At 61.1% G+C, this 24,676-nt stretch carries 22 protein-coding genes; 8 read left to right on the forward strand and 14 right to left on the reverse strand.

Annotation, left to right across the window (positions count from 1 at the left end; translation table 11 throughout):
• The first annotated feature begins 50 nt into the window (after positions 1–50).
• Entirely contained in the window at positions 51–599 is a 549-nt protein-coding gene (locus F3H35_RS08175; RefSeq protein ID WP_149779114.1) for an amino acid synthesis family protein, read from the forward strand.
• Between the two features lie 187 nt (positions 600–786).
• Positions 787–1,725, forward strand: a complete 939-nt coding sequence (locus F3H35_RS08180) for a pirin family protein (protein WP_149779115.1) — start codon at positions 787–789, stop codon at positions 1,723–1,725.
• Between the two features lie 362 nt (positions 1,726–2,087).
• Here the strand turns inward: F3H35_RS08180 and F3H35_RS08185 are convergent, their stop codons facing one another.
• The 8 genes from F3H35_RS08185 to F3H35_RS19005 form a co-directional block, all read right to left on the reverse strand.
• Entirely contained in the window at positions 2,088–3,200 is a 1,113-nt protein-coding gene (locus F3H35_RS08185) for a serine hydrolase domain-containing protein (protein ID WP_149779116.1), read from the reverse strand.
• 460 nt (positions 3,201–3,660) lie between these two features.
• Positions 3,661–4,806, reverse strand: coding sequence for an acyl-CoA dehydrogenase family protein (locus F3H35_RS08190; RefSeq protein WP_149779117.1), 1,146 nt, complete (start codon positions 4,804–4,806; stop codon positions 3,661–3,663).
• A complete protein-coding gene (locus F3H35_RS08195) occupies positions 4,778–6,778 on the reverse strand; it encodes an acetyl/propionyl/methylcrotonyl-CoA carboxylase subunit alpha (RefSeq protein ID WP_149779118.1) in 2,001 nt (666 codons plus the stop codon). The genes F3H35_RS08190 and F3H35_RS08195 overlap by 29 nt, the downstream gene beginning before the upstream one ends.
• Positions 6,775–7,569, reverse strand: a complete 795-nt coding sequence (locus F3H35_RS08200; protein ID WP_149779119.1) for a crotonase/enoyl-CoA hydratase family protein — start codon at positions 7,567–7,569, stop codon at positions 6,775–6,777. Before F3H35_RS08200 ends, F3H35_RS08195 begins: the two co-directional genes overlap by 4 nt.
• Before the next feature lie 3 nt (positions 7,570–7,572).
• The gene (locus F3H35_RS08205) at positions 7,573–9,099 is read right to left on the reverse strand and encodes an acyl-CoA carboxylase subunit beta (RefSeq protein ID WP_223228355.1); all 1,527 of its coding nucleotides are present in this window, start codon (positions 9,097–9,099) and stop codon (positions 7,573–7,575) included.
• 65 nt (positions 9,100–9,164) lie between these two features.
• On the reverse strand, positions 9,165–9,800 hold the full coding sequence (locus F3H35_RS08210) for a TetR/AcrR family transcriptional regulator (protein WP_149779121.1): 636 nt from the start codon (positions 9,798–9,800) through the stop codon (positions 9,165–9,167).
• A 284-nt stretch (positions 9,801–10,084) separates the two neighbouring features.
• A complete protein-coding gene (locus F3H35_RS08215; RefSeq protein ID WP_149779122.1) occupies positions 10,085–11,497 on the reverse strand; it encodes an amidase in 1,413 nt (470 codons plus the stop codon).
• A 56-nt stretch (positions 11,498–11,553) separates the two neighbouring features.
• Positions 11,554–11,673 (reverse strand): TIGR00366 family protein, encoded by a 120-nt coding sequence (locus tag F3H35_RS19005; protein WP_223228356.1) that lies wholly within the window; start codon positions 11,671–11,673, stop codon positions 11,554–11,556.
• Here F3H35_RS19005 and F3H35_RS19205 point away from each other — a divergent pair.
• The 6 genes from F3H35_RS19205 to F3H35_RS08245 all read left to right on the forward strand — a co-directional run bounded on the left by F3H35_RS19205 (position 11,614) and on the right by F3H35_RS08245 (position 18,595).
• Positions 11,614–11,781 carry a hypothetical protein gene (locus F3H35_RS19205; protein ID WP_223228363.1) on the forward strand — a complete coding sequence of 56 codons (168 nt, stop codon included), beginning with the start codon at positions 11,614–11,616 and terminating at the stop codon, positions 11,779–11,781. The two genes, F3H35_RS19005 and F3H35_RS19205, sit on opposite strands and share 60 nt — an antisense overlap.
• Before the next feature lie 382 nt (positions 11,782–12,163).
• Positions 12,164–13,159, forward strand: coding sequence for a TAXI family TRAP transporter solute-binding subunit (locus F3H35_RS08225; protein WP_149779124.1), 996 nt, complete (start codon positions 12,164–12,166; stop codon positions 13,157–13,159).
• A 196-nt stretch (positions 13,160–13,355) separates the two neighbouring features.
• Positions 13,356–15,527, forward strand: a complete 2,172-nt coding sequence (locus F3H35_RS08230) for a TRAP transporter permease (protein WP_149779211.1) — start codon at positions 13,356–13,358, stop codon at positions 15,525–15,527.
• Between the two features lie 536 nt (positions 15,528–16,063).
• Complete coding sequence (locus F3H35_RS08235) at positions 16,064–16,399, forward strand: DnaJ family domain-containing protein (RefSeq protein WP_149779125.1); 336 nt, start codon at positions 16,064–16,066, stop codon at positions 16,397–16,399.
• A gap of 846 nt (positions 16,400–17,245) precedes the next feature.
• Positions 17,246–17,839, forward strand: coding sequence for a winged helix-turn-helix domain-containing protein (locus F3H35_RS08240; RefSeq protein ID WP_149779126.1), 594 nt, complete (start codon positions 17,246–17,248; stop codon positions 17,837–17,839).
• A 12-nt stretch (positions 17,840–17,851) separates the two neighbouring features.
• A complete protein-coding gene (locus tag F3H35_RS08245) occupies positions 17,852–18,595 on the forward strand; it encodes a response regulator (protein WP_149779127.1) in 744 nt (247 codons plus the stop codon).
• Between the two features lie 291 nt (positions 18,596–18,886).
• Here the strand turns inward: F3H35_RS08245 and F3H35_RS08250 are convergent, their stop codons facing one another.
• The 6 genes from F3H35_RS08250 to F3H35_RS08275 are packed head-to-tail and all read right to left on the reverse strand — an operon-like array spanning position 18,887 to position 24,586.
• Positions 18,887–19,297, reverse strand: coding sequence for a cupin domain-containing protein (locus F3H35_RS08250; RefSeq protein ID WP_188129919.1), 411 nt, complete (start codon positions 19,295–19,297; stop codon positions 18,887–18,889).
• A gap of 38 nt (positions 19,298–19,335) precedes the next feature.
• Positions 19,336–20,568, reverse strand: a complete 1,233-nt coding sequence (locus F3H35_RS08255) for a type 2 periplasmic-binding domain-containing protein (protein ID WP_149779129.1) — start codon at positions 20,566–20,568, stop codon at positions 19,336–19,338.
• A complete protein-coding gene (locus F3H35_RS08260; protein WP_149779130.1) occupies positions 20,565–21,221 on the reverse strand; it encodes an ABC transporter permease in 657 nt (218 codons plus the stop codon). Before F3H35_RS08260 ends, F3H35_RS08255 begins: the two co-directional genes overlap by 4 nt.
• Complete coding sequence (locus F3H35_RS08265; protein WP_149779131.1) at positions 21,218–22,861, reverse strand: transporter substrate-binding domain-containing protein; 1,644 nt, start codon at positions 22,859–22,861, stop codon at positions 21,218–21,220. The genes F3H35_RS08260 and F3H35_RS08265 overlap by 4 nt, the downstream gene beginning before the upstream one ends.
• Positions 22,858–23,595, reverse strand: a complete 738-nt coding sequence (locus F3H35_RS08270) for a 50S ribosomal protein L11 methyltransferase (RefSeq protein WP_188129920.1) — start codon at positions 23,593–23,595, stop codon at positions 22,858–22,860. The genes F3H35_RS08265 and F3H35_RS08270 overlap by 4 nt, the downstream gene beginning before the upstream one ends.
• Positions 23,588–24,586: a substrate-binding domain-containing protein gene (locus F3H35_RS08275; RefSeq protein WP_149779133.1), complete on the reverse strand. Its 999-nt coding sequence runs from the start codon at positions 24,584–24,586 to the stop codon at positions 23,588–23,590. The genes F3H35_RS08270 and F3H35_RS08275 overlap by 8 nt, the downstream gene beginning before the upstream one ends.
• Positions 24,587–24,676: the final 90 nt, after the last annotated feature.

The following is a 24,676-nucleotide window of genomic DNA, read 5'->3' on the forward strand; positions in this document are numbered from 1 at the left end:
GGCCAAATAGGAGGCCATCTTGCTATCAATGGAGTGCTTGGAGTTCGAAAATGACCAAGACACGCAAGACCGTCGTCGTGCGGGAGTTGATCGAAACAGATTCATTCGGTGAGCCTTGCGAACCCGTTTCGCGCGTCGCCATCGCTGCGGTATTCAGTAACCCTCTGAGCGGGCGTTTCGAGCAGGACCTTTCCCCGCTTTTCGAGATCGGGGCGGAACTGGGGCAGCGTCTCGCCAAGCAGGCCGTCGCGTTGCTGGGCAACGTTCCGGTTTCTTACGGAAAGGCTGCAATTGTCGGGACGTCCGGGGATATGGAACACGGCGGCGCGGTGATACATCCCCGTCTGGGCGCGCCAATGCGTGCAGCCTCTGGGGGCGGCGAAGCCGTCATTCCGTCCAACGTGAAGGTTGGGGCCGCCGGGGCGTCGATCGATCTACCGCTTGGACACAAGGACAACCCTTGGTCCTTCGATCATTTCGATACTATGACGCTTTGCATTCCCGACGGTCCCGCACCCCACGAGATCGTAATGTTTCTCGCCTATTCGGATCGCGGGCGCCCGCTTCCGAGATGCGGCAAGGGACCGATGTCTACTTAGGCAGGTCAACGTCCACTTCGTTCCGCAATTCGGAAATTCGGCAAATTCGGAACGAATGACCATGTCGACCAATTTTCGCTCGCAGTGAGGATCTGTGCAAAAATGCTCAATTTATGCGCTCAGGAAGGAGTTGCTGCGCGGATAAGAACATTTATCCTGCCTGTTAAGCCAAAAATGGAGAGCAAGCATGAGCTGGAACCCTGCCCTTGATCCGCATTGCCCTACCGGAGACGAGGTGGACGCGATCGACACAATCATCATCCCTCGCGCCCGTGATCTTGGAGGTTTCGAGGTAAGGCGTGCGCTGCCGGCTCCGCGCCGCCAGATGGTTGGTCCGTTTATTTTCTTCGATCAGATGGGTCCTGCCGAGTTTCTTCCAACGCGGGGTATGGACGTGCGGCCACATCCGCATATCGGGCTGGCCACAATATCCTATCTCTTCCGGGGGCGCATGCATCACCGCGACAGCCTCGGAACAGATGCTTGGATCGAACCCGGAGCGGTGAACTGGATGGTCGCGGGCCACGGCATAACCCATTCCGAACGCACCGATGACAAGACGCAGGTTGACCCGATGCCATTCTTCGGCATCCAGACTTGGGTCGCATTGCCGAAGGACCATGAGGACAGGGCTGCTGAGTTCGTGCATGCGCCGGTCGATGCGTTGCCCCTGCTCGAAGGCGAGGGCAAATCGGTGCGGCTCGTCCTTGGGAACGCATGGGGCGAACGCGCGCCGGTGAAAACAGCCTCCGAAATGTTCTATGCCGATGCAACGCTTGCGCCGAACGCCGCAATTCCGCTGCCCGACGAACATGAAGACCGCGGCATCTATGTAGTGGAGGGTGCGGTGACAATTGCCGGCGAGACATTCGAAGCTGGTCGGATGATGGTGTTACGGCCCGGAGACCGGTTGTCTATGAAGGCGGGGCCTATGGGCGCCCGGGTGATGCTGCTCGGTGGCGAAACGCTTGAGGGGTCCCGGTATATCTGGTGGAACTTCGTTGCATCATCGAAGGAACGGATCGAAGAAGCCAAGGAGGCATGGCGCGCGGGCGATTGGCAAAACGGTCGGTTCCAACTGCCGCCGGGCGACGATGCAGAGTTCATACCGTTACCGGAAAAGTAGATGATGCATCCGACGTCAACGCCGACGGTTAAGCTTCAAACGGCATAATCCAAATGCTCGATGCCGCTATCGTGCCGGAATGACGGCATATCAATTTGCGGGTCTTGGGCCGCCTCAAGGCGGCCTTTTTCTTGAAAGCGACGGCGAAACGAATGGCGGGATTGTCCGCTTGGCGGTCATTTGGGACAACTGCCGCAAAAATCCGCTTTCGAGATTTAATGTGCATGACACGCGCAGGCGCCAAGATGTTTAATCTACCTGAGGCCCAAATATCTGTTGGGGCAGGGGCCAAAGGCGTTCAACACGCGTATTCGCAAGTTACCGTTTTTAGTACCGGGAAAGCACCTATCGGAGTAACCTTTTCACTGGATCAATGATGCCATCACGCGCTCTGTGAAGCCATTTATCGCGTCGCCCTCAATCCATCTTGCCACAACCACCATGTCGTTGTCCGGATCCACCCAAAGAAGGTTGGTCCCGACGCCGATCCCGAAAAAGCTCGATCGGCTTGCGGCAGGGTAGATCGGGCTGCCATCGGTGTTTAGCCACCACAGCATCCCATAGACCGGGTTCAAATCGCAGGGCGTCGTGATCGTTTCGATCCAGCGTTCCGACAGGATCCGCACACCGTTCCAAACACCCTTGTTCAGCATCAACTGTCCGACGCGCGCGTGATCCATGGTGCTGATCCACAGACCGCCGCCCCAGTGTGCCCCGCCCGAAACAGCCTGCATCTTTCGGCCAGCGATCTCGATCCAGGATTTCTCATATCCATGCCACTGCCAGGTCTCCGACGCGCCGATCGGGTCCATGATGCGCTCTTTCAGCACCTCGGGCAGCGGCCGTTCAAAAACGTGCATCAGGGCGAGGGACGCGACATTGACGCGAACATCGTTGTATTCCCAATGTGTGCCGGGGCGGTGCAGATCACGTTTCTGTCCTTTCGGGGCACCGTTGCCGGCTTGTCCCATCACGACGCGGTTATGATCGATCCAGTCGGGCTTGTCCCACATCGTGCCCTCCCACTCGCTGGTCAACTGGAGAAGCTGTCGCCAAGTGATGTCGCGGTTCTGGGGGCTGTCGAACCCGCAACCGGGCCGCACCAATTCACGGACGGGCGCATCGATGTCGGGAATGAGGCCGTCATCGACTGCAATCCCGGCGCAGAGCGACAGATAGCTTTTGCTGATGCTGAAGGTCATATCCACGCGGTCGACGTCGCCCCAACTGGCGACGATTTTCCCGCGCCTCAGGAGGAGGCCGGACGGTCCAGCCCTGTTCTTGACCGGGCCGACGACTTCGCCGATTGGCCATGGCTCTCCGAAGTGACCATCAGCCAGGGCCTGGCCGATGTCGCGGTTCATCGTGGACTCGTTGCCACGGGCGTAGTCGATGATCTGCTCCAAGGCGTCGGCATCAAGCCCAGCCTCCTCGGCATCGATCGTATCCCAGCCCTCAAAGGTTTTCTGATCCATATTCAAAGGTCTCGCTTGTCTGAAAGCCTGACTTGTGCGGGAAGGAGCGTTGTCCGGGAGTGTCCGAGACCGGACTGCCATGGGCGATATCACCATGGCATATTTTCAGACGACATCAAGCACGTCCATTGGCCGGCCCAGAAACCCGTAGCGGCCAGCACGGTCTGTTCTCACGAACCTGGCTTGAGGCGGGCAGGGGGCGCTCGCAGTCTGTGATCATGACCAAACGCTCGCCCATCAAGGACTTCAAACAGCCCCGAGATCATCAGCCTGATGATGATACTGCATCGTAGCGGGTCCGCATTGGTCTGATCGCACCCTGCGTATGCTCCCGATGCTTTGGGTGCGCGGCCTGCGCACCTTCGGAGATGTGCTGACCGAGATGTGCAAGCACAAGCGTTTGCTGCGGGATCTGAATGGCGACATGGACAGCAAGGGCTTAGGCCGGACACAACGCTGGTCACAGACGCTTGGCGATTTCTTCAAGCATCACCTCGGTCGCGCCGCCTCCGATTGCCTGCACGCGGGCATCGCGTACCATGCGTTCGATCTCGGTGCCGGACATGTAGCCGAAACCGCCGTGGAATTGCTGGCAGTCATACATCACCTTGTTGACCAGATCACCGCAGAGCGCCTTGATTGCAGAGACCTCGCGCACGCAGTCATTGCCTGCATCCATCGCAAGTGCTGTCTGGTAGATCAGTGCCCGCGCCGCCGCCACCTCGGCCCAACGCTGTGACAAACGCTGCCGGATTGCCTGCTTGTCCCACAGCGTCGCGCCAAAGGCCTTGCGGTCCTTGACGTAATCCAGCGTAATCTCCAGAGCGCGCAGCGCCTCGCCCATGGCCTGTGCGCCCAGCACGATGCGCTCGTTCTGGAAATTCTGCATGATTGCGTAGAACCCGCCATCGATCTGGCCCAGCACCTGGTCGGCCGGGATGCGGACATCCTCGAAGATCAGTTCGGCCGTGTCCGAACTGCGCCAGCCCGATTTGTCCAGTGGACGCGCCACGGTGAAGCCGGGAGTGCCCTTCTCGACGATGAAGATGGTCGTCCCGCGTGAGGATTTCTGCGCCATGTCGGTCCGCGCGGCCACGAAATAGAGATCCCCCAGAACCCCGTTGGTTATGTAAAGCTTGCGCCCGTTCAGCACCCAGTGGTTCCCGTCCAGTTGCGCACGGGTCTTTATACCGCTGACGTCCGATCCGGCATCCGGTTCGGTGACTGCCACCGCTGTAATCTTTCGCCCGGCGATGATGTCGGGCATGTAGCGCGCCAGCTGATCGGGCGTGCCCGCATTGGCCAGATGAGGTGAGGCCATGTCGGTATGCACCAGCGCCGTGATTGCAAAACCGCCATAGCCGGACCGTCCCAGTTCCTCGGCGAAAATGACCGTCGCCACCGTGTCCATCTCTGCCCCGCCATAGGTTTCGGGATAGCGAATGCCCAGAAAGCCCAACTCGCCCATGCGGCGCAGGACCTCGCGCGGGATCTGGCCGTCCGCTTCCCATGTATCGCCATGGGGGCGGACTTCGTTCTCCACAAAGCGGCGCAGTTGATCGCGGAAGATGCGATGCTCATCGGTCAGAAGGGGCATGTCGGTCATATCCGGTATCCTCGTCAGGGGTAAATCGGGCCAGCAAGGCCCCGCTGGGAACGGTTGCACCGGCAGCATGCGGCAGATCGGTCAGGATACCGTCGCAAGGCGCGGTCATGGTTTGCATGAGCTTCATTGCTTCGAAGACCAGAACGGGATCACCCTCTTTCAGTGGTGTCCCCAAGGGGTGCAGTATCTCGGCCAAGAGGCCCGGCATGGGTGCATTGATATCGGTGCCGCCCGAGCCCCGGTCAGCGCCTGTGTGCTGCCGACCGTGGGGCACGCGGGTGGTCACAAGTCCTTCGGTCAGGGTGATCTCGGTCGCACTCCAGCCAACCGCGATCCGCCGCCGCACGCCGTCCGCTTCGAGATCCAGCGTATTGCCCTGCAATCGGGCATGGGCCGCGCGCAGCAAAACCGCGCCCGCGATGTCCATTACCTCATGCCCGGCGGCTGTCTCGTGTACGGCGTATTCCGCGCCGTCGATCATATGCCAGCTTGCTCCGCCACGCCCCGCTAAAGCCGTGAGACGCCAGGCGCCAAGATTTGTCCAAGGACCAAGATGACCCTGCGCGCCGCTGATACGCGCCGAGTGCAAGGCCAGGGCCAATGCCGCCAGCGCCTGCGTCTGTGCCGTTGGCGCAGAGGGCAGCGCCTGCGGATGGCGCGCCAGGAAATCCGTGCCCAGCCGGGCGGAGGCGAAATCGGGCGTGGCCAGCACCATCGCCACCTGCGCCGCATTGGTGCCGATCCCCCCCACCTCGAGCGCCGCAAGTCCCGCACGCAGTCGCGCCAACGCCGTCGCGCGGTCGGGGCCATGGGCGATCAGCTTGGCGATCATCGGATCATAGTGATGCGACACGGGGCTGCCTGCCTCAATGGCGCTGTCCAGCCGGAGCCCGGGCAGTTCAGGCAGATCCCAGTGGGTGACCACATTACCCCCTGGGCCGTCCAGCGCGATACGGGCCTCGATGGCGGCGCCACTCATGCGAATGTCGGATTGTGCCAGGGTCAGCGCCTGCCCCTGAGCGATACGGATCTGCCAAGCGACAAGATCAAGCCCGGTCACCGCCTCTGTTACCGGATGTTCGACTTGCAGACGTGTATTCATCTCAAGGAAGTGCCACGCATAGCTGTCCGGGTCGTAAAGAAATTCCACTGTGCCCGCGTTCCGATAGCCGATGCTGGCCGCCAGCCTGACCGCGGCCTCCGCCATGGCGGCGCGGATACTGTCGGGGATATCCGGAGCGGGCGCCTCTTCGATCAGTTTCTGGTGGTTCGACTGGACCGAACAATCCCGGTCGCCCAGATGCAGGACAGTGCCGTGATGGTCGGCCAGCACCTGCAGCTCGACATGGCGCGCGCCCTCTAGAAACCGTTCGAGCAGTACATCGGAATTGCCGAAGGCCGCTTGCGCCTCGCGCCGGGCAGAGGCAAGGGCTGCGGGGAAATCCGCCAGATCATCCAACCGCCGGATGCCGCGCCCGCCGCCCCCGGCACTGGCCTTGATCAGCAACGGCGCGCCCAAGCTGGTTGCCTCGGCGAGCAGGGTCGTATCGGATTGATCCGACCCGCGATAGCCGGGCAGGATCGGCACACCGGCGGCCTGGGCTTCGGCCTTGGCCGCAGCCTTCGATCCCATCAGCGCGATCACATCGGCATCAGGGCCGATCCAGACCAGCCCGGCCTGCACAACGGCGCGGGCGAAATTGGCATTCTCGGACAGAAAGCCATAACCCGGATGCACCGCCTGAGCACCCGCGCGTCGCGCGGCATCCAGCAGCCGGTGGGGATCAAGATAGCTTTGCGCGGCCTCCGCCGGGCCGATGGGCAGGGCCAGATCAGCCTCGGCCACGAAAGGCGCATCGCGATCAGCCTCGGAATAGACGGCGACGGCGCCCAGACCCAGGCTGCGGCAGGCCCGGATGATGCGGCGCGCGATCTCGCCCCGGTTGGCGATGAGGACGGTATCAAAACTCATGAACCGCTCCGCCAGGGTGGGGTCTGGCCCGACAGGAACGCGTCAATCCCGATCTTGCCCTCGGTGCTGTCCCAGGCATCGGCCAAACGCTCTGCGGTCAGCGTCACATGATCCGCAGGTGCGGTCGCCACCACGTCTCGGATCAGTGCCTTGGTCGCGGCCACCGCACCGGGGGCGGCTTGCAGATGTGCGGTCACAACTTCCTCGACCGCCGCGTCCAGATCGTCGGCAGACACGGCGCGATCCAGCAACCCGATCCGTTCGGCATGGGCCGCATCGAACAGCGCACCCGACAGCATCGTGGCGCGCGACCGTGCCGGCCCGATCCTGGCGATCACATGGGGCGAGATATTGGCCGGGATCAGGCCAAGCCGCACCTCGGTCAATCCAAAACGGGCGTCATCCGCGCCGATGGCCACATCACAGACTGCGATCATGCCGACACCTCCGCCATAGGCCGGGCCTTGGATGCGGCCAATCAGGGGCTTGGGCAGACGCGCCAGAGCCGCAAGCATCCGACCCAGATCGGCGCTTTGCGCCACGCGGCCCGCCCGGTCCAGCGCCAGCGTATCGCGAAACCAGCCAATATCGCCACCCGCGCAGAAACTGGCGCCCGCCCCGGTTAGCACCACGACGCGCACTGCATCATCCGCCGCAAGAAGCGCCGCCGCACGCGCTAGATCGGCGATCAACGCTGCATTCAGCGCGTTATGCTTGTCTGGCCGGTTCAGCGTCAGGCGCGCCACACCACGTGCGTCCATCTCAAGCGTCAGTGTCTCGAAGTCAGCCATGGTTCACATCCTGTAGACGGGGGCGAAATGTGCGTCGTCAGGCCGAGAGGCCAGCAAGGACAGGCACAGGCCCAGTACATCGCGCGACATTGCGGGTTCGATGAGCCCGTCATCCCAGAGCCGCGAGGTGGCGTAGTAGGGATCGCTCTGTTCGCCGTATTGCGCGCGCACCTGCGCTTCGATTGCCTCCAGCTCGGTCTGCGTGGGTTTCTGTCGAAGATTGCTGCGCCGCAGTTCCAGCATCACGTTGGCCGCGATATCGGCTGACATGGTCGCCAGCTTGGCCGAGGGCCAGGCGAAGAGGAAATCAGGCCGGAAACCACGCCCGCACATCCCGTAATTTCCCGCCCCATAAGAGCCGCCGACAATCACAGAGAGTTTGGGCACTCGGGCATTGGCCATGGCATAGACCATCTTGGCGCTGTCCTTGGCGATACCGCCGCGCTCTGCCGCAGTGCCGACCATGAAGCCAGTGATATTGTGCAGGAAAAGCAGCGGGATACGCCGCTGGTCACAGATCTGGATGAATTGAGCTGCCTTTAGCGAAGCCTCTGACACAAGTGCGCCATTGTTGCCAATGATACCCACCTGGCAGCCATGGATCTTACTGAAGGCGCAGACTGCATTTGCGCCCCATTCGGGTTTGAATTCGGACAGGTCGCTGGCATCGACCAACCGGGCCATGATCTCGCGCGCGTCATAAGGGCTCTTTGGATCGGCGCTGACGATGCCGGGAATCTCGGACGGATCCAGTACAGGCGGCACCGGTTGGTTCGGCGGGGTCCAGCCGGCGCGCGGATCAGGCAGATCGGCCACCAGTCGACGCAGAAGGTCCAGACCTTCGGGTTCGGTTGCCACGCGGTGATCGCTGACACCCGACACGGTCGTGTGCATGGCCGCGCCGCCCAAGGTTTCGCCATCCACATCCTCGTTGATCGCGACCTTGACGATGGAGGGGCCGCCCAGGTGGATGCGAGCGTTGCCTTCGACCATGATCACCTGATCGGCCAGCGCCGGGATATAGGCCCCACCTGCCGTGCAGCCGCCAAAAACGAGCGCGATTTGCGCCAGCCCAGAGGCCGACATCCGGCATTGCCGCCAGAAGGCGTTCCCGAAATGGTCGCGATCCGGAAAGACACGGTCCTGTTCGGGCAGGTAAGCGCCGCCGCAATCGACAAGATAGAGGCAGGGCAGTCGCAGGTTGGCAGCGATTTCCTGCGCACGGGAGTGTTTCTTGACCGTCTCGTGGAAAAAGCTGCCACCTTTCACGGTGGCGTCATTGGCGATGATGGCAACGGGCCGGCCTTGCACGACGCCGATGCCCGTGACGATCCCGGCGCCGGGCACATCGTTGTCGTACTGCCCCCAGGCCGCGAGGGTGGAAAGTTCCAGGAAAGCGGTTCCCGGATCGCATAGCCTGTCGATCCGGTCACGTACCAAAAGCTTGCCGCGCGCCAGATGCCGGGCCACATGCGCGGGATTGCCGCCTTGCGTGACCCGCGCGACGCGGGCGCGCAATTCATCAATCAAAGCCTGGTAAGCGGCCCTGTTGGCGCAAAAATTTTCACTGTCAGTGCGGATCGCTGTCTCGAATATCACCTGTCTTCTCGCTCTTTCAGACCAGCCAGCAGCACGCGACCAACCTGATCGGCCAACACGTCAAGATCGCCACGATCGGGGTCGAACCATTCCAGCGTGGCATTCAGCGCCCCGATGACGAAGGGAACACGAATGGCCAGCATCTCGAGGTTGTCGGGACAGGTCGCAGACAGAAGATCGGCCCATATTTCCTGATAGGCGCGTCGTTCGGGTAGGTTGGCGCGACGAAGTTCCTCCGGAAGCTGCCCGAAGATGCGCACATTCGCCGATGTGTAATCGCTCAGCCCGTGCAGGGCGCGCAGATGGACGCGCATGGCCGTTTCCAGCTTCGCGAAGGGTTCCGCATCAGGTGGGAGGGCCGCAAGCGCTTCTGTCACGGCTTCGCGCACCACGGCAATCCCGCGGTTCATGACGGCGATGACCAGATCGTCCTTCGACGGGAAATGATAATAAAGGCTGGGGGTGCGCATGCCCGCCTCGGTCGCGATGTCGCGCAGTGATACGGCCGCGTATCCACGCGCGCGAAACTGGCGCGCCGCGATATCCATGATCTGATCGGGCCGCGCGGCAGGGAGCGCGCCTTTGGTCTTACGGGGAGCGCTGAGCTTGACTGATGGATCTGCGGCTGACATCGGGTGAGCAATCGCCTAACTAACGATAGATAGAATGTCATACAGCATACGCCCCCTGTCAAGTGCTGGCGCAGCACGGCTGCAAATTCAACGGGTCTTGTCAGGTTGACTTGTCTGGACGCGGGCAGGGGGGGGGCGTAGCCTCTGAAGATGATGAAACGGTGCCCGCTCCAACATTTCAAAACCAGTCCCGAGATTAGCCAATGGCCGCTTTCGGGCGCATGGCCGCGACCACGCCGATCACATCATAGGGGCAAGAACGGTGATCCGGTCTCGTGGCAGGGTCAGAGTGGTGCGATCTTCGGCCAGGGGTGCGCCGCTTCGAAATGCGCCGCCAGTCCGAGCACGAGATCATCCTCGAGCCTGCGTCCGGCGATCTGCAGGCCGACGGGCAGCCCCTCGTCGCAGAGCCCGCACGGCACCGAGATGACCGGGTGTCCTGTCATGTTCATCGGGTAGGTCAGGAACCAGCCGATCAGCGGATTGACCGGCTGTCCCGAAATATCCGACGGCGGGCCGCCTGACTGGGCAAAGGCGGTAACGCAGGTCGTGGGGCAGAGCAGGATATCGACCTTGTCAAAAAGCGCGGTCATGGCCTGCCATACGCGGTCACGGGTCTTGAGGGCCTTGCCGAAGCGCACCATGTCGATGGCGCGCCCTTCTTCGATCAGGGTTTGGACGACCGGTTCGAGAAGATCGAGATCGCCCGCGCCGAGTTCTCCATAAAGGCCCGCGACCTTGGCGCGCCAGAGATCGAGAAACGCCGCTTCGGTGTCCGGGGGCAGCGTCAGATCGGCCTCGACCACCTGACAGCCGAGGGTGGCGAACACTTCGGCACTCTTGCGACAGGCCCGCGCGACATCGGCGCGCACGGGAAAGAGGCCGAGATCGGGGCTGAAGCCCACGCGAATGTCGCAAAGCGGTTTCTGCGCAAGACCGTTCGGTTGCTCGACCGGGAGCGAGAAGATGCCGCCAGCGGTGGGGCCGAGCATCGCGCGGTAAAGCAGATCGGCATCCGCCACGCTGCGCGCGATCGGTCCGTTGTGGAAATAGGGCGTGTGGCTGAAGAAGCTTTGCGCCACATCCGGCACCCGCCCGAAGGTGGGCTTGAAGCCCACCGTGCCGCAGATGCTGGCGGGAATTCGGATCGATCCGGCGCCGTCGCTGCCTTCGGCGAAAGGCACCAGCGCCGCCGCCACGGCCGCTGCCGACCCGCCGCTTGACCCTCCTGCGATCCGGTCGAGCCGCCAGGGGTTGGCCGTTGGGCCGAAGATCGCATTGTCGGTCACCGCCTTATGCCCGAATTCGGGCGTGTTGGTCTTGCCGAGGACAATCGCGCCCTGATCCTTGAGCCGGGTGACGAGGGCCGCATCCTCGGACGGGATCCAGTTTTCGAAAAGCCGCGAGCCGCGTGTCGTGCGGATGCCGGCGGTGGGCGTGAGGTCCTTGAGCACGATGGGCAGCCCCATGAGGCTGCGTCCTGCGCCAAGGCCCGCCGCGATGTCACGATCAAGCGCATCAGCCGTGTCCAGCGCGCGGTCGGCATCCAGCGTGCAGATCGCGTTGATCGTGGGATTGTGCGTCTCGATCTTGTTGAGAAAGGCGCCAGTCACTTCGCGGCAGCTGATGCGCCGAGCCCGGATCAGCGCAGCAAGCTCCACGGCGGAAAGCTGGGTGATGTCATCGGTATGGGACACGGCTTATCCTCGGGTTTTGGGATCGGGCACCTGTTGAACAGACGCCCCGCTCAGGTTTAGACAGCGAGCAGGATATCACCAATGACCACATCTCTGACCAGCAGGACAACAACCGTATAGCCCATGATGTTGCGAATGCCCAAGCCCGCGATGGCCAGTATGGGCACCGGTGTCACAACCGGACATGCATCACCCCCGAGCACCTGCAGATCGGCTCGCAGGCGGACAACAAGCGCGACGACTGGGAGAACTGGGCTTACGGGGTTGACCCGCACTTCCTCTGACCTTCGCGCGCAGGAGGGGCCACGCCGAGCCGACCTAGGCGTCACCCGAGCCACCCGTCGCGGGACACTTTCCGGGGCACTTTGGCCCGGGGGCAACCCGCGCGGCGCATCGGTTCAAGAATCGGGAGGAGTTGGCTGGGGTGGTAGGAACTGCTCTGCTCCCCAACACTGATAGAAGCCCGGGTTGGCTCGAGAATGATCGAATAAACGGCGAGTTTCGAAATATCTTGAAAAATGGACATGGACAGATGTGTTGCAATTCATGCTATCTGCAACATCTGTAGCGAGCGAACGCAATTAGAGACAGACGATCCTGAGCATTCGTAAGATACGCTCCGACATTCTCATGCTGGAGTTTCAGTTAAACATCGAGGGAGAGAACATGACGACGACACTTTTCAAAGTCGTGGCACTTGGGACTACCATCACGGCGGGAGCCGTTTTTGCCGACACCACTCAAGACCGCACGGGCTGGCCCGAAGGATTCACGGTTGGCACGGCATCACAGGGTGGCACCTATTTCGCCTATGGTTCGGGCTGGGCGAGCCTTGTTGCCGAAGAGCTTGGCCTGACCGGTGGCGCCGAAGTGACCGGTGGCCCGATGCAGAATATGGCGCTGGTGCATACCGGCGAAGCCCAGTTCGGCATGACGACCATGGGACCGGCGGCAGAATCGCTGGCAGGCACCAACCCGATCGCACCGGGTCTGCAGATGACCAACGCATGTGCCATGTTCCCGATGTATCAGACGCCGTTCAGCGTAACCGCTCTGTCCTCGTCGGGCATCACGTCGGTTTCCGAAATCCCCGCCGGTGCGCGCATCGGCTTTGGTCCCGCGGGATCGACCTCGGACACCTATTTTCCGCGCATGATGGAAACGCTCGGCGTCGAGTTCGAGCGCCGCAACGGCGGTTGGGGCGATCTTGGCAGCCAGCTTCAGGACGGTCTTCTGGACGTGATCGCCTTCGCGGCGGGCGTGCCGGTGCCGGCGGTGTCGCAGCTTGAAGTGCAGACCGACGTGAACATCATCGAATTCACCGAAGAAGAGCAGGCCAAGCTGCTCGAGGCCTTCCCGGTTTCGGAATTCGAGATCGCGGCGGACATCTATACCACGCTCGAGGCACCGGCGCGGTCCGTGTCGATGTGGAACTTCGCGGTCGCCAATTGCGATCTGCCCGCAAGCTTCGTGAAGGCCACCGTCGATGTGGTGATGTCGGATAACGAGCGGATGATGAACATTCACCGCGCCGCCCGGTCGACGCTGCCCGAGAACTGGGACAAGAACAAGGTCATGAAATGGCACCCGGGTGCTGCGGAATGGTTCAAGGAAAACGCCGGAGCCGACATTCCGGACGACATGATCCATTCGGCGATGTAATATCCAATAAGTGACCCAACAAAGCGCCGTGCCCCTTCGGTGGGGCGCGGCGCATCCGTATAAAAGAAGGCAAAAGCCGCAGCACGAGGGAAGAGTTGACGTGTCGGACGAAAGATCAGAAATTGTCGAACCCGTTATTGCAGAAGGCGTCGACCAGGAACCGGTCGAACCCAATCGCAGACAATTCACCGGCCTGATGGCCAAGTTTGCGGCATTTCTCGCCATCGTCTATGCGGCGTTCCACATGGCGGCGCTGAACGGTGTTTCGATATCCGACTATACCGGGATCGATCTGCCGCTTCTGCCTCAGTTTCCCATGGAAACCTGGAATTTCCGCGTCGTGCATATCGCCGGGGCACTGGTTCTGGGGTTTCTCATGTTCGCCGCATACAGGGTGAACACGGATGACGACCCGCGTGAGACACCAATCCTGCGCCTGACGGGTTATGCTCTGCTGATCCCCGTTGCGATCGCGGCCTGGACCGTGGTCCAGTTCCTTTTGCGGCTCAACAGTGGCGAGCTGCCCGTCATGGGGGGCTTGGTGACATGGCCCGCCTTTCCCGGAACAGAGGTCTACGCGCAAGAACTTTGGTGGTATGGCACACCGCTCTTGATCGCCACGTTCGGGGCCATCATCCTGAGCTGGTTCGAGCGCAGCAAGCCACAAACTATGGCAGCCTCGGATATAGTCATGGCGTTGTGCGGCGTTCTCGTGGCGCTCTACCTCGTTGCGATCTATTCGACCGCGGCGCGCAATTCGGTCGGCACGTCCTTCGTGCCCATCGGCGTGGCTTTTGCCGCGACGGCCGGCTCCGCCCTGATCCTCGAGCTGACGCGGCGGGTGGCCGGGCTTGCGCTGGTCATCATCGCCGGCGTGTTTCTTGCCTATACCTTCACCGCGCATCTGCTGCCCGGGGTCCTTGCCGTTCAGAGCGCCTATACCTGGCAGCGCTTTTTCGGCCATGTCTATTCCGACGCGGGCATTCTCGGACCGACTACTGCGGTCAGTTCGACCTATATCATCCTCTTCATCATCTTCGCGGCTTTCCTGCAGGCCTCGAAAGTTGGTGATTACTTTGTGAACTTTGCTTTCGCCGCGGCAGGGCGCGCGCGCGGTGGCCCGGCCAAGGTGGCGATTTTTGCATCGGGCCTCATGGGTATGATCAACGGCACATCGGCGGGCAATGTCGTGGCCACAGGCTCGCTCACGATCCCGTTGATGAAAAAGGTCGGCTACCATAGACGAACCGCCGGCGCGATCGAGGCGGCCGCCTCGACCGGGGGGCAAATCATGCCGCCGATCATGGGTGCGGGCGCCTTCATCATGGCCGAGATCACTGGCATTCCCTATACCGAGATCGCATTCGCGGCGATCATCCCCGCCGTGCTTTACTTCGTGTCGATCTATTTCATGGTCGACTTCGAGGCCGCAAAGCTGGGCATGCGCGGCATGCGCGAGGACGAGCTTCCCAAGCTCAAGGAGATGATCAAGCGGGTTTACCTGTTCATCCCGATCATCATCCTGATCGTGGCGCTTTTCCTTGGATATTCGGTCATCCGTGCCGGCACGCTGGCCACGATTTCGGCGGCGGTCGTCAGTTGGCTGACACCGGTGCGCATGGGGCCGCGCGCCATCGTCAAGGCGCTCGAGCTTGCGGGCCTCATGTCGATCCAGATCATCGCCGTCTGTGCCGCGGCCGGTATCATCGTAGGCGTCATCAGCCTGACCGGCGTCGGCGCGCGCTTCTCGGCACTGCTGCTGAACCTGGCGGGCCTGAGCCAGCTTCTGGCGCTTATGTTCGCGATGTGCATCGCGATCCTTCTGGGTATGGGGATGCCGACCACCGCCGCCTATGCCGTTGCCGCCTCGGTGGTGGCGCCCGGTCTGATCGAGATCGGAATTCCACCGCTGACGGCACATTTCTTCGTCTTCTACTTCGCGGTCGTCTCGGCCATCACACCGCCTGTGGCCTTGGCGTCCTATGCGGCGGCCGGCATTTCGGGCGGCAACCCGATGTCGACCTCGGTTGCCTCGTTCAAGATCGGCATCGCAGCGTTCATCGTGCCCTTCATGTTCTTCTACAACAGTGCGCTCCTGATGGATGGCGGCACCTTCGAAATCCTGCGTGCAGGGGCCACGGCGATCTTCGGGGTCTTCCTGCTGAGCGCAGGGGTCCAGGGATGGTTCATCGGCGCGCGTCCGGCATGGTTCCTGCGTGCCGGGCTGATCCTGGCGGCGCTGTTCATGATCGAAGGCGGGGTTATCACGGACCTGATCGGCATTGGGGCGGCGCTGGCGGTGTTCTTCGTGCAAAAGGTGCTTGCCCCACCGCCTGATGCACAGCTCGACGTTCGAGGAATGGACTGAGGCCTCCGTTTAAATGGCACGTGTAACGGTGGTGTTTGCTCCGGGTTTTTCACGAAAATGGCGACGTGTTTGGAATGCTTTCAAGCATTTCAAACACTTATCAGTCTCTGCTGGTCAAGGGAGGGAACGCATTGCCCGAGCAGGCTCTCACCCAAGCAGCACAGCTTGACGCAATGGCGCGGTTTGACATGAGAAATCCAAAACCGGCGAACCAGAGGCCATTGCCGATACTGCTTTCGCGTTCTAGACGCCGAGCCTCAAGGCCTGCGGTCCGTATCGTTTCAGCGCATAGTGATCGAGATTGAGATTAAGGTCAGGAGAAGTATTGCTTCAGAATTGTCTATGAACGTCCGAAGCCACTTCTTTCACGGTCCGACCCACTGTCTCAAGACCATTGCCGCCGCCTTGGCTAGCTACGCGAACGAAACCACCGTTCGACTTAGGTTTTCGAATGTCCGCCTTGTTTCTAGGAACTATGGACAACATATCTGTTCGTGAATTTCTGCGCAGGGGCTTCTTTAAGGCAGGTATGCTGTATGACCCAATCCTTTGATCGCCTCGTGGAGCGTCAAATCCAAAAGGTGCTGGCGGAGGGCAAACTGCGCGGTCTCAAAGGTGAGGGGAAGCCGCTGCCCGATCGCTCAGGCGAGGCTTTTACCGACATGGCAACAGCAGTGGCAGTTCGAATAATGGCCGAAGCAGGCGCACTGCCCGAGGAGTTCAAAATCAAGAAACTGCTGGACGCAGCAAAGCAAAGCTACAGGGAAGCTGAAGGCGAGGATGCCAGACGCATTGCAATGGCCCTAATCGCTGACCTTCAGCAGCGTTACAACATAGCGGTCGAGGCAAGGCGTAGGTTTATGGGGAATTAGACTGACTCGGCCACTCATCTAAGGCTTGCATCAGCTCGTCCAGCTCTGCGAAATCAGAGATAGCCTTGCTGAAGAGCATGTCCTTCGTGAACAGCTGTTGGCCGCCACATCCACGTCTTTACCTTTCAACTGACTTCAAAGATGATGAACGTGCATGTGATGCGCGTCATTCTCGCCTCGATCATCCTGCGAGATGCGCGAGATGGTCATGAAGGTTTTCAGACGGAAGGCGTGGAACTTTATGCACGCTTTCGTTCATAGCGGGAAGGCTGGGTGCAGGCGATAGTGCCCGCCGCGATAGGCTATGCGTTTATGCCATAATTTTCCGTCAGCCTTCCCGGTTTGATACAACGCCCGTTCGTGGAACCCGAGGTTGAACGCCAGGCTGCAGCCATGACGGTCCCTGGCCGAAAATTTTCTCCAGGACTGAGTTCTTTCATGCGAACGGCGAACAGGTTCACCCGGCCTGACTGAACGCGTTGCAGGGCAGGGCGCGGTTTGGACCGCTCACGACAGTAGAAGCGTTCGCGCTTTGGGAAGCGTTGCAGCGGCCAGTCCGATTTCACCCTGTTTCACAGACAGCGAGTGTAGATCAACCGCGTCATAACAGTAAGCCGTTCGTATTGCCTTGAGGTATACTTGAATTCGGAAGCACCCGCTCTAGGTGTAATTCCGGGGGCGTCATGGACAAGAACGCAAAGCCGACATCACAGAGTGGGTTCAAGTCGTTGAGCCCACTGACCAAGCACGAATTCTCACGTCAAAAAAATCCGAGACGCAGTGGCGCGCTGTGGGTCAGGTATTCACCTGATCGACCCGACGACCGGTGTGAACCTGCCAACAGGATTGAAGAGTTCCGATTTCGTCGTTCTGGCCAGCTCTGATTATCACCAGATTTGTACCACGGCGAGCCATCTCGATCAGGCGCAGGGGAGAATACCTGCGGTCATCTACTTGCCAAAATATGACGAAGTGGCCGAGTTGTTGGGGCTTCGCCTCGGAGTGTATGACGTGGTTCATCACAGGATGAGCACCGGGGTGATCAAGGAACGCATCACGGCGGCGCAAAGCCTTCACATTCACGGCACTGGACCACTTTCCTCACGAATGGGTGTGGAAAGTGCCGTCGCCGGTCCGCATATCGACGTCGACATTCAGAACCAGCATCTTTTGGTAGAAGGGCGAAAGATCAGTCTTACCCCTGCTGAAACCAAGATTGTCGAAGTTTTGTGGAACAGCCGGGACAGTCTGATCAGCAGAGAGGATTTGGCCAAAGCCTTGGACCCGAACATGCCCAAGGCCAAAAGTCGAGTGATCGACAGTCACATCAAGCGGATCAGAACCAAACTTCTGGATGCCGGTATCTCGAAGCATTTGATCACATCCGTATATGGCAGCGGATACAAGATGGTCTGCGAACAACGTCTAGGTCCAAGCTGAAAAGTCGGACGCATGAAATTCTCCAACCTATCACGCAAACTCGAGCAGACTAAGGCGGGTAAGCTCACTCGAGATACTCTGGATTGGCAGACAAGCCAGCCAAATGTCGCCTTGGCTGGCGTGGTGGGAAGTGTCGCTGTTGGGCTTGTAACCCTCACTACCCTGCTTGTCGCAGGTCGGTTAATCCTGGCGTCATTGCTGATCGCCTGGGGCGCCCAGATCATGTCGTTCCTAGGCATTCACGCCATCGGCTTCATCAGTGTCCAACGCCGAGACATGGCATGTCTCGAGGCCGATGACACATGCGATGAATCACACGGTCCGGGTGACGTATGGCGTTCTTATGATCAACGGGCCGCTGCGTCATTCCCTTTAAGGGTCGCTGCTTTCGGTCGTTACGCGGCACAAAGCCGTATCATCGGAACCGATCTCGCGGGTCTTGGACATGAGGTTCATCACTCCACCGACAGCAATGCAATTCTGAAAAGCATCTGTGATCAGCCTGAGACTTGGGATTTGCTGATCTTCGACCTTGATGCAGGTTCCTGCATTGAGGCAAGCGTCGATGATCTGATGGATTTCCGACAAGCCTGCTCCCACATACCGATAATCCTTTTGTCCAGTACGGCGAAAAAAGATGATTTCTCATGCCATAGGAAATCGATCGGCGACGTCACATTATACAAGCCAGTCTTTCGGAACCGTTTGCTTGAGGGCTTGGATAATGTTGGGCTGCAGGTCTGCTTAAGCCGTTGATGGAATGGGAGGGCAAGAGTTCCCTGATGCGCAGTCGGGCTCAGGAATGGCTAAGCATTCACGTTCATGCCAATGCTGGCCGTCGGATCCCAGACGCAAGTCGAACTCCTAGAAATTCCAGTGAACAGCGTTGGGGATGCCTTCCGGCGCCATCAGACTCTGGCGATTGAAACCTACCAATTCAATTGTTTTTGGTCTGGAAGTCTGCTTCAACGATTTCTCCGCAGTGCCGTTCCAGCTCTATGGCCAAATCGCTCATTTGCATCCCAAAAGGTCACGCATATTACAAGATCACTCGGCCACCGTGTTGGGCGTGCCGACGGCACCTGCAAACACGACGAATATCCGCGCAATGCCCGCGCCGGTATTGGTGCCCTGATGCCAGGAGCCCAAGGCCTCCACCAGCGTGTCGCCCTCGCGATAGACCCGCGTTCCATCCGCGCCGTAATCGACGGTCAATTCTCCCTCCAGCATATGCGCGGTCAGCGGCGCCTCGTGCAGGTGCCAGCCCGTCTTTTGACCGCTTTGCATGGTGACGATCGCCACCGTGATCTGCGCCGGGCCTTTGGGGTAGGCAATCGGTTGGCCGATCACCGTCGTTTCCGTCTGCAAAAGCACCTCGACCGGCGGGTAGCTGTCTTTAGCTAGGCCGGGCGCCGCCAGAAGGGCCAGCGCCGGCACCGCAATCAAACACTTGGTCATTGTTCTGAACATCTGTGATATTTCCCTTCGGTCTTGCTTCATCTCGCAGCGCCCGCGGTCAGTCGTCGCCAATCTTCCAACTTGGCGCGCGCCCGTCCCGATACGCTCACCCGGTTGATCAATCCCGCACTCAAAGCCATCAACAACATCTCCAGCCGGCCCGGATTGCGTCCTTGGGCGTGGGCGCGGATTTGCCGCTCGATCAGTCCGCCGGCGAGCCACAAGCCCACCAGCGTCAACGCTTCCAGCATATATTTGATTGTCCGATACCCTTGCGTGATCACGAACAGCGCGAAGATCGCCACCGAGAATTCATCGATCAAACTGCCCCAATAGGTGCCGAATAACCGGTAACTCCAGGGCCGCCCAGATTGCGTGTAATCCCTGGCTTCGGGCAATAACGGCAGACGCGTGCCCACTATGTCAGGATACTGCCCCATCCGGGCAATCGCCGTGGCGGACTGATGTCTGCGCTCCAGCGCGTCCAACATAGCGAAGGCCAGCGCCGGATGCAGATCCGTATGGGTGATGACATTTACCTCTGCGCCTACAAGGTCCAGATTGCCGGGAGGCAATGACTGCGACAGGTCGAACCCACCCGCCGGCAGCATGGTGGTGCTCAGATAATCAAGGTTGATCGTTATCGAGCGTGCGTCTCCATAGCTGAACGCCGCAAGATCTCTGTCTCGAGCCAAAGTGTGAATCAATGGGTTTTCAGCGGCCAGCATGAAAAAGCCCGCATCAGCCTCCCCATCGGTGAGCCGCCTTGCGGCTTCGGTGATCTCGGCATGCTCGATCGTGGCGGTCTGTGGCGTCACCCCGTAAAGCGTCAGCAATGCGCGCGCGGCCACGGCCGTGGCACTGCCCTCGGGGGGCATTATCACGCGCCGACCACGCAGGTTCACTGGTGACACAAGTTCGCCCAACGCAATGGAATGAAACATGAAAAGCGGCTGAAGTTCCACCTTTGCGAGGCTCCGCACCCGCGGCGTGGCCGCCGGATCGACAGGCTGCGCGACAAAGCCGATATCAACGCCGCTGTCGGGAGCGTTCACATTGTCGATGATCTCGGCGGAGTTTGGGTTGGCGCGCAGCTCGGTTGTGAAGCCGTGCTCGGCCAGCACCTCTGCATAGGCCCTGGCATGAGCATGATACGTGCCGCCCACTGGCCCGGCCTCGATTACGATGCCGCGTGGCGGCAGCGCCAACACGACATATAGGCCCAAGGCCGCGGCGCACAGCGTCACCACCACGACCTTGAGCCGGATCATCGGGCTGCGTCCGCGGTCATTTGCGCCGACATGGCGCGCCGGTCCGTAACCCTGTGCAGGATGCCAAAGGGTATGACGCAGATCCGCTGCGCCGCGACAAACAGAAGGCCGACCGCCACGAAGAAAATCAGCCGCGCAGCTTCATCCGCGATCTGCTCGGCGGTGAAAATCACTACGGACATCGCCTCAGGCACGCCAATCGCCGCCCCCAGACAGGATGACGATATCACCATCTGCAAAGCCCGCCCGAAACTGGGAATGACCAGAAGCGCGGCGCGCCTGTCGCCTTTCCTCAGATGTCGGAACATGGCGACGAATTGATCGGCCCCATAGGCCGCAACATAAGGGATATTGCCCAACACGAGCAGCACAAGGGGCCGCATCTCGGCCAGCGGGCCAAGCCGTGCGCCCCCGTTCGGCAACAGGCCCGACAGGAAGAACAGGACCACGAAGACCGGCAGTGCGTGCAACAGTCGATTATAGGTTTTGAACAAACGCGCCACGATCCCGACCCGCGACAACATACCCAACGCCGCTACGAGGGCCAGCGGCAGGCCGATCGCCAGCGCCAGCACTGATGCACCCAGATTCAGGGAAAACCCGCGCAGGAACGCCATAAGGAAATCCGGCGACACCGCCTCCAACAGCATCATGAGACGGCTCCTTCCGAGGGTAGAATCCGGGACAGTCCCCGCCGCGTTAGCTGTGCCGCAAACAGCACTGCGACGATATAGAACAGCACCAGAAGCCAGTAATAGAACGTCTGTGACCCGGAAAAGGCGGTGATGCCGTTCAGCGCGTTGACCAGATCGGGCACGCCCACGACACTCGCCGCCGAAATGCCACGCACCGCATTGATCAGGTAACTGTCCACCTGTGCAGAGGACAGGCTGAGCGCGCGCATGAACCGCGATGTGCCCTCGCGGGCCTCGGTGATCCTGTAGGCTTCGGCCACAGCGGCACCGGCGAAGCTGCCGTTCATCCCCGCGATCGCCAGAATGGCCGCCAGCATGGCCGAACTGTAGGAATACGAAAACGTCCAAACGGTCAGCGTGCCCATCACCACCAGGACAAGCATGACCGGCGCATTCTGAAAGACCGTCAGCACCGATTTCGCCAACGCCCTCAACAGCCAGATCGGGCTGACCAGCATCTTGCCAATTGACAGGCCCACCAGCGTCGTCGCCATCAGCGCAAGGCTTACCGCAAGCATGGATGTCCCAAGACCGCCCAGAAACAAGCGCCAAGCTACGTCGCTTTCCATGAATCCCAGACGAACCTCGATCCCCAGCCGCGCTTTCAGTGCGCTCTCGAACCGCGCGCCCAGACCAGCCACCGGGCTACGTGCCAGTTGCACGTTCAGCGGCGGCGACAGGCAGCTTTCGGGCGCGGCACGGCACTCCGCCGATTGCCAGCGCTCTTGTTCCTCGGTCAGGAACGCTACCGGCACATCATATTTGCGGGCAAGCCGCAGAAAGCTTCCGTCGCGGTGCATCTCCTTCAGAATCTCCGACATAGCCGCCGCCATCTCGTCGGATATTCCCAAGGGCATTGCCATCCCCCAAGGCACCGGCGCAAAGCCAAGCTTGCGCTCGAACCGGCTCGGTTCGGTTTCGGATGATACTAGCGGCAGCAGCAGCGTGTCATCCTGCGCGATGAGCGGGCACATCTCGTTCAACAGCGCATCGATTAGTTGTTGCGACCGCGAGAACAGCATCAAGCGCCCCACATCAGGCGCAAGGATCACGTTGGAATAATTCCCCACCGTCGTGCAGACCAGACGCGCCTCCAGGTCCTCCCACGCCAGCGGAGTCTGATCCCCTGCGCCCACAACGATCGTCTCGCTCTGAAAGTAATGCGGGCGCAGGAAATGAACTGTGGGATCGCGCTGCGTGTTATGCCCCATGGTCGCGATGACCAGATCGACCTCTCCCTCGCCTAGCTTCGAGATCCGGTTCACCGGCGTGACCTCCACAGCCTCCAACGCCACGTCCAGCCGTGCCGCGATCTCACGCGCGACATCGGCCTCGAACCCGGTGGCGCCAGCCGGCCCGATCTCGGCGAAGCGCGGATAGTCGCCGCGCAGCCCGACCCGCAGAAGCCGGTCGCAGACCACCCGCGTTTCCACCGACCGGGTTTCGTTGGCTTGGTTCTCACAGCCTGCGGCAACTTTCGCGTGAAGAGCTTTGACCGCTGGTAGTTCGGTGCTCTGCGTCGCGCCCGGCGTCGGCGCTATCACCCAGATCAGTGCGGCTAGCGTGAAAAGGGCGCCGAAGCCTTGAAGCCTGCTCATGCCGTTTTCTCCCGTCCCGATATTGACCGGCGCTCTGGCCCTTCGCTTTCGACCACGACCAGCACCACCTCGAGGAACACGAAACCCGCCATCTCGATCAGACCTTCAGGCTCGTGGCTGATCCTCGAGAGTGCCGCGAGCTTGTCCGGCCCGACCGGCACCAACGCCGTTTCCACGACACGTGCGCCGCAACCAGCCTCCGCCAGACGGTCCAATGTCATGCGCAACCCGACGCAGCGGTTCTGCGTGAAGACCGCGCTGCCGCCTTGCCGAAGCCGCTTTGGCAGACCGGCAAGAAATGGATCGAGCACCTTACGGCCATCCTCACCGCCCACCGACCAGAACGCGGCACGGCTTCCGCTCTGAAGTTGCTCGGCGGGAAAATTGGGCAGGTTTGCCAGCACCAGATCGAACCGGAGGTCCGATTCGACCGCGTCCCACATGGCGCCCTGGCCAAGCTGCACACGGGCCTCGGGCGCGATCCGTGCCAACCGGTCTTCGGCAAGATGCAATGCATCGGGATCCAGATCGGTCGCCACGACATCTGTCGCCCCAAGCTGCAGGGCAGTTCCGGCCAGAACCCCCGATCCGGTGCCCAGATCGAGGACGTGGCGCCCCCGGCACAGGCCCGGATGCCGCATCAGATGCCGGACGATCAGTCCGGAATAATCGCTAGGCCAGAAAGGGCGCAGCCCGGCGATCCCGGTGCTGGTCATCACTCCGAGGTCATCCACGGCCAAGCACCCTTTCCAATTGCGCCAGGCTGGCAGCGCGCACAGGGGCGGGCAGGGGGACGAAGCCCGCCGAGATCGCAAGCTCGCCGCCATGCAACAGGCAATGCCGGAAGAAACGCGCCACCGCATTCGACCGTTCCGCCAGCGCCGCCGCGCGCGGTATCAAAATCCGCGTGCGCGTCAGCAGCGGCCATTCATGCGCGGTCGCGCCATGGTCCGGTTGCCATGTTGAGAAACCGCCATCTGCGAGCTCCAGATCAAGCATCTCGAGCCCGAATAGCCGCGCCGTGGAGAATTCCAGGTATCCGATACTGCCGCGCAAACGGCGCACTGTCTGCGCCACCCCATGCGCTCCGAAAACCGCAAGGCCCGGCGTTGCCGTGAAGGGCGTGTCCTTGGCCTGAGCGTTTGAACGTTGCCCGGCCAGCCACGCTGCCGCCAAGCGCGAAGACCCCGACACATCCCGCCGGACGACAGGCGTGATCGCAAGATCCGGCAGCGCCAGCCCCGGATTTCCCGCGCGCAACCGTGCATCGGACCACACACGGATCTCACCCTCGAAGATCGCCCGCACATCATCCCGACGCAGCCGCAGCCGGCCCACGTCAATCCCCGGAAGGTGCACCGCGAATCCAAGTGCCGCCGCAACGATAGGGACTTGCTCAAGATCGGCGCGCTCAAGCTCGACGCGCGGCATGGCAATGTCCGAGCCTCCGAAATCGGCCTCGCGGTTGCGCGCCGCCCTCAGTCCGGTCCCGGACCCAAGCGGCACATATCCGAGCTTGATCCCCAGCTCCGGTCCAAAACGGTCGGCCCATGCCAAGTAGATCGGATGCGGCACCGACGCGCCAACCCCGCGCAGCCATAGTGTGCGCGTCGGCTCGGCCCCGAAGGCCCACGCGGGGTGACTTAGAGTGACAAGGCTCGTGACCGCGCCCAGACCAAAGGCACGACGGGATAGAGGCACGTCATGGGCATCAACCCGCCGCAAGGTATATTCCGTCTAATTGTGCGTGACCCGCACATGCCAAGACCCGAGCTTGCAGGGCCGGCTCAGGCGTATGTGCCATTGGCTGTGCTC

Origin of the sequence: Roseovarius litoreus, assembly GCF_900142765.1 — a bacterium.
Lineage (GTDB): Bacteria > Pseudomonadota > Alphaproteobacteria > Rhodobacterales > Rhodobacteraceae > Roseovarius > Roseovarius litoreus.

Coding starts and splice junctions, on each gene's coding strand:
- F3H35_RS08210 (WP_149779121.1), bottom strand. CDS start 9,800: ATGTCAGCCGCAGATCCATCAGTCAAGCTCAGCGCTCCCCGTAAGACC.
- F3H35_RS08230 (WP_149779211.1), top strand. CDS start 13,356: ATGGCCAAGTTTGCGGCATTTCTCGCCATCGTCTATGCGGCGTTCCAC.
- F3H35_RS08245 (WP_149779127.1), top strand. CDS start 17,852: ATGAAATTCTCCAACCTATCACGCAAACTCGAGCAGACTAAGGCGGGT.
- F3H35_RS08195 (WP_149779118.1), bottom strand. CDS start 6,778: ATGAGTTTTGATACCGTCCTCATCGCCAACCGGGGCGAGATCGCGCGC.
- F3H35_RS08180 (WP_149779115.1), top strand. CDS start 787: ATGAGCTGGAACCCTGCCCTTGATCCGCATTGCCCTACCGGAGACGAG.
- F3H35_RS08190 (WP_149779117.1), bottom strand. CDS start 4,806: ATGACCGACATGCCCCTTCTGACCGATGAGCATCGCATCTTCCGCGAT.
- F3H35_RS08185 (WP_149779116.1), bottom strand. CDS start 3,200: ATGGATCAGAAAACCTTTGAGGGCTGGGATACGATCGATGCCGAGGAG.
- F3H35_RS08255 (WP_149779129.1), bottom strand. CDS start 20,568: ATGATCCGGCTCAAGGTCGTGGTGGTGACGCTGTGCGCCGCGGCCTTG.
- F3H35_RS08235 (WP_149779125.1), top strand. CDS start 16,064: ATGACCCAATCCTTTGATCGCCTCGTGGAGCGTCAAATCCAAAAGGTG.
- F3H35_RS08175 (WP_149779114.1), top strand. CDS start 51: ATGACCAAGACACGCAAGACCGTCGTCGTGCGGGAGTTGATCGAAACA.
- F3H35_RS08200 (WP_149779119.1), bottom strand. CDS start 7,569: ATGGCTGACTTCGAGACACTGACGCTTGAGATGGACGCACGTGGTGTG.
- F3H35_RS08260 (WP_149779130.1), bottom strand. CDS start 21,221: ATGATGCTGTTGGAGGCGGTGTCGCCGGATTTCCTTATGGCGTTCCTG.
- F3H35_RS08225 (WP_149779124.1), top strand. CDS start 12,164: ATGACGACGACACTTTTCAAAGTCGTGGCACTTGGGACTACCATCACG.
- F3H35_RS08250 (WP_188129919.1), bottom strand. CDS start 19,297: ATGACCAAGTGTTTGATTGCGGTGCCGGCGCTGGCCCTTCTGGCGGCG.
- F3H35_RS08265 (WP_149779131.1), bottom strand. CDS start 22,861: ATGAGCAGGCTTCAAGGCTTCGGCGCCCTTTTCACGCTAGCCGCACTG.